Source organism: Streptococcus sp. (assembly GCF_030528045.1).
Lineage (GTDB): Bacteria > Bacillota > Bacilli > Lactobacillales > Streptococcaceae > Streptococcus.
Window position 1 is genome coordinate 1 of record NZ_JAUMZR010000069.1, and the last position, 4,111, is coordinate 4,111.

Here is a 4,111-nt window from a genome sequence, read left to right on the forward strand (position 1 = left end):
ACGGTGAAGCAGCTGCTCGTGAATGGCTACGCACAACTGGATTTGAGAACATTGATGAACTCAACAAAGTTCTCAAAACAACAGCAACTTCATGGACTGAACGTGTAGAAGCATAAAAACAAGAATAGAAGAATTCCTTTTTGTTAAGAGGATACTTAAGGTTTTCTGACAAAGGATTCTGAAAATAAAAACTACAACCATAGATGGTGAGACACTCTCTATGGTTTGTTTACTTAAGAGAAATGGATCAAAGGAGAGAAGAATGAAAGCATACACAGAGCGTGTATTTGGAAATCATGAGGGCAAGGATGTCTTGGCTTATCGCTTTGAGACTGATGGTGGTTACCAGCTTGAAGTTATGACTTATGGTGCGACCATCTTGCGCTATGTCACGCCTGACAAGGCTGGGAATTTTGCCAATGTGATTTTGGGCTTTGATGATTTTGATAGCTATGTAGGCAATAGTCCCAAGCATGGAGCAAGTGTAGGTCCTGTAGCGGGCCGTATTGCAGGTGCGACATTTGAGCTCAATGGGCAGACCTATGATCTTGAAGTCAACAATGCTAGCAACTGTAACCACAGTGGTTCAACAGGTTGGGATGCGAGCTTATTTGAATTGACTGAGGTGAGCGACCATGGTTTGACCCTCTACACAGAGCGTACAGACGGGACAGGAGGATTTCCTGGTAATCTCAAGATATGGATCAGCTATCACTTGGAAGAAACTGGCGCCTACGAAATCAGCTATAAGGTAACGACTGATCAGGATACGCTAGTCAATCCAACCAACCACAGCTACTTCAACTTGTCTGGTGATTTCACGCAGACAGTTGACCGCCATGTCTTCCAGCTAAATACGGAGGGCATTTACCCAATCGCTCCGGACGGTGTTCCGGCTAAGACTCCAGATGCTACTCGTGATGTAGTCAAACACATCTATAATGGTGCTTCGTTGAAGGACATCTTTGCAGAGGAAGATGAGCAAATCCAGTTGGTATCTGGTTTGGATCACCCATTTGCTCTTCCTGCGGGTCATGACAATGCTGGTTTCCTTTATGACCAAAACTCAGGTCGCTTCCTGCTTTTCAAGACAGAGGCCCCTTGCTTTGTGGTCTACACAGCAAACTTTGTGGATGAGAGTGTCATCATAGCTGGTCAGCCAATGGTACAGCACAATGGAATTGCCCTTGAAGCGCAGGCTTTACCAGATGCCATTCATAGCGACCTCAAAGACCAAGTCATTCTCAAAGCAGGGCAAACTTTCACCAGCAAAACTCGCTACGAGCTTGTTGTAAAATAAAAAGAAGAGCTGGTCTCCAGCTCTTTTGAGTTGTCTTCGTTGACATTTTATCTCAATAGTGTATAATTGATGGAATTAACAAAGTTATAACAAACAAAAGGAGACACCCTATGACTTATGCATACCAAAGCCACATTTATCTAGCAGAGGCGGTTTTAAATGTCAAGGATTTAACGAGTCAAACGGCTTTTTATCACCAGATTATTGGCTTGGAGATTTTATCGCAAACAGAGACAGAAGCGATTTTGGGACTTGGTAAAAAAGCCTTGGTCCACTTGATTGCGACAGAAAAAGCTGGGGAAGTAAGGGAGCATTATGGGTTCTACCATCTGGCGATTTTGTTGCCGACACGAAAAACCTTGGCAGATGTCTTGAAACACCTAAGTGATTTGCGGATTCCTCTGGTCGGGGGTGCAGATCATGGATACAGTGAGGCTATTTATCTAGAGGATTTGGAAGGAAATGGCATTGAACTCTACCGTGATAAGCCAGTGTCTTCATGGGATATTCGAGAAGATGGTCGCATTATCGGTGTGACCGAAGCCCTTGCGGCACAGGACATCTATGAGTTAGGAGAAAAGGTGGATCCCTTTGTCCTAGCTGAAGGGACGAGAATGGGGCATATTCATCTATCGGTCAAGGATAGTCGTGCGGCGAGCCAGTTTTATCAAAAGGTCTTAGGACTAGAAGATAAATTTAGCATTCCTAGTGCTTGTTGGATAGCGGCTGGTCAGTACCATCACCACCTGGCTGTCAACGAATGGGCTGGAAAAGGGCTGGCTCCGCGTGAGCAAGGCTTGCCAGGCTTGGCCTACTACGTCCTTGAGGTCGAAAGCAAGGAAGAACTCCTGAATATCGTTCAGCAAGCACAAGAGCTAGAAGCACCAATCAAGTGGCTAAATTCGAGTGAGTTGGATCTTGTAGACCCAGATGGGATTGTGACCCGCATTCGCTTGGCACGATGAGATGTGAAAAACACATCATAGACATAGGAAAAGGCGGATAGGCTCGTATTCTGTTTTTAGAATGCGGACTTGTTCGCTTTTTTATGAAATGACGAAAGCTTTCTTGGATCTAGCAAAGGTATCTGCCGGGGATATTTTCCCTTTTCTGGGGGCTCATGCTATAATACTAATAAACTTTTCTTTCTCTAGGAAGCAAATGCCAAAAATCGGCTAGACTGCTGGCAATCGTCGTCACGATTCTTTTGAGAGAAAGTAGGACTCTGTTTGAACATCCGTATGAGTTTAGGAGACGGGAAATAAGATGGACACAAGTGAAAAAAATTTAATCAGTATGGGCCCTCTGGAGGACTATTTTATCTATTATGATCTGAGGAATCAAGTATTCTACGGTGTAAAACAAGGTATGAATTATTCAGCTATTGCAGCCCCTATTGCAATCTATTCCTTGCAACGGCTGTCAAAGTTGCTCAACCAAACCTTTGGGGATGTCTCCTCCCCTTTCAATCTGATTTTCTTTATCCTGATGTCTCTGTTTTTGGTTTTCGGGACCATTTTCCTTGCCAAATCTACCCGACGCAACATGAAAACAGATAGATTTAGAAAAGTCCGGCTGACAAAAGCCAATATCAAAACACTTAGGAGAAAATCTAGGGCGTTGACAGTAGTTGGCTACATTTTTGTTTTAATAACGATTTTTTCAGCCTATCGTTATCTGGCTGTTTCTGATTTTCAATTTTTAATTATGTACATGTTAGGGATTGGTATTCTTACATATATAGTTTATGATTTTCGGATGAAAACGCGCAAACGACTGTTCAAGGAGCTGATGGAGACATTACAGGACGGTAGCCGAGGGAAAGAGGGAGAAATGTAAGATGAGAAAAATCATTTATATAGGCCAAGGATACCAGCAATCCGCCTACTATAACACAAAGACGATAGAGGCTTTAGCGACAGAATCTAGCGCCTCGTCAGAAACCGACGGTGCCATCAGTTCAAAGAAATCCAAGTGGCCTTGGGTTGTCTTCTTTATTTTCTTGCTAGTTGCTATTATCGGTATTTGGATTCGTTCCTTGCTAGCGCCATTTAGATTGAGTGAGTGGATGGCACCTATCCATCTAGCCGCTATCCTTTTCGTTTTTATCGGAAGTGTTTATGGATTTGAAAAACTGTTCTACAGTGGGGCTAAGTCGCTTGTCCCACCAAGTGAAGAACAGTTTAAAGATGCGGTTGAAAGTAGTACTTTTTGGAGGAAGTCACCAGATAAGGAACCAACAGTCGATAAAATCATCTTGTATCTATTTGCTGTCCTCGTTCTTCTATTTGTTTTTGTTATTGTTGTGTTCTTTGCCATACCTGGGACCTTCATTCCCTACTATGAACATGAATGGTTTGAACCGTCGATGTTCATGGTGCCAATCGGAGCAACGATCGTCCCAATTAGCGTGGTTCTTCTACTATTTCAAAACAATCCAATCAGCTGGCTGTTAGCCGTACGAAAATACAAGCAGGGGAAAGTATTATTTGGGGAAGAGGAGTAAGAAGAGGATAAGATGAAAGAAAAGTATGTTGAGTTTTTAAATATGGCAGTTGTGGATACTAGTCCTATAAAGAACTCTGACTTTCTACGGTCTGTTGCAATTGAAGAAATATTTTCTTTACTGATATTTATAGGTTCTTTTTTTATCAAAGAGGAGTCACATGATATGAGTATGCTAGTTTTTCGTTTTACTATTTATCATATACTGGTACTCGTGTTCATGTTCTTGCTATTCCAAAAGTTTTCCAAAACAAGGTTCTGTCAATAATTTTGTGTAAACACTCAAGTAGAGTTTATTGAGTTATA

The 4,111-nt window shown here is 42.3% G+C and carries 4 protein-coding genes and 1 pseudogene; all 5 read left to right on the plus strand.

Going from position 1 to position 4,111, the window contains the following annotated elements; translation table 11 throughout:
* Positions 1 to 116: pseudogene (locus Q4A91_RS09235) on the plus strand (tagatose-bisphosphate aldolase); the annotation flags it as partial.
* A gap of 146 nt (positions 117 to 262) precedes the next feature.
* Positions 263 to 1,300, plus strand: a complete 1,038-nt coding sequence (locus Q4A91_RS09240) for an aldose epimerase family protein (RefSeq protein ID WP_303214218.1) — start codon at positions 263 to 265, stop codon at positions 1,298 to 1,300.
* 110 nt (positions 1,301 to 1,410) lie between these two features.
* The gene (locus tag Q4A91_RS09245) at positions 1,411 to 2,265 is read left to right on the plus strand and encodes a VOC family protein (protein WP_303214220.1); all 855 of its coding nucleotides are present in this window, start codon (positions 1,411 to 1,413) and stop codon (positions 2,263 to 2,265) included.
* 301 nt (positions 2,266 to 2,566) lie between these two features.
* The gene (locus tag Q4A91_RS09250) at positions 2,567 to 3,139 is read left to right on the plus strand and encodes a hypothetical protein (protein ID WP_303214222.1); all 573 of its coding nucleotides are present in this window, start codon (positions 2,567 to 2,569) and stop codon (positions 3,137 to 3,139) included.
* 1 nt (position 3,140) lies between these two features.
* Positions 3,141 to 3,806, plus strand: coding sequence for a hypothetical protein (locus Q4A91_RS09255; protein WP_303214224.1), 666 nt, complete (start codon positions 3,141 to 3,143; stop codon positions 3,804 to 3,806).
* The last annotated feature ends 305 nt before the right edge of the window (positions 3,807 to 4,111 follow it).

Coding starts and splice junctions, on each gene's coding strand:
- Q4A91_RS09240 (WP_303214218.1), top strand. CDS start 263: ATGAAAGCATACACAGAGCGTGTATTTGGAAATCATGAGGGCAAGGAT.
- Q4A91_RS09245 (WP_303214220.1), top strand. CDS start 1,411: ATGACTTATGCATACCAAAGCCACATTTATCTAGCAGAGGCGGTTTTA.
- Q4A91_RS09250 (WP_303214222.1), top strand. CDS start 2,567: ATGGACACAAGTGAAAAAAATTTAATCAGTATGGGCCCTCTGGAGGAC.
- Q4A91_RS09255 (WP_303214224.1), top strand. CDS start 3,141: ATGAGAAAAATCATTTATATAGGCCAAGGATACCAGCAATCCGCCTAC.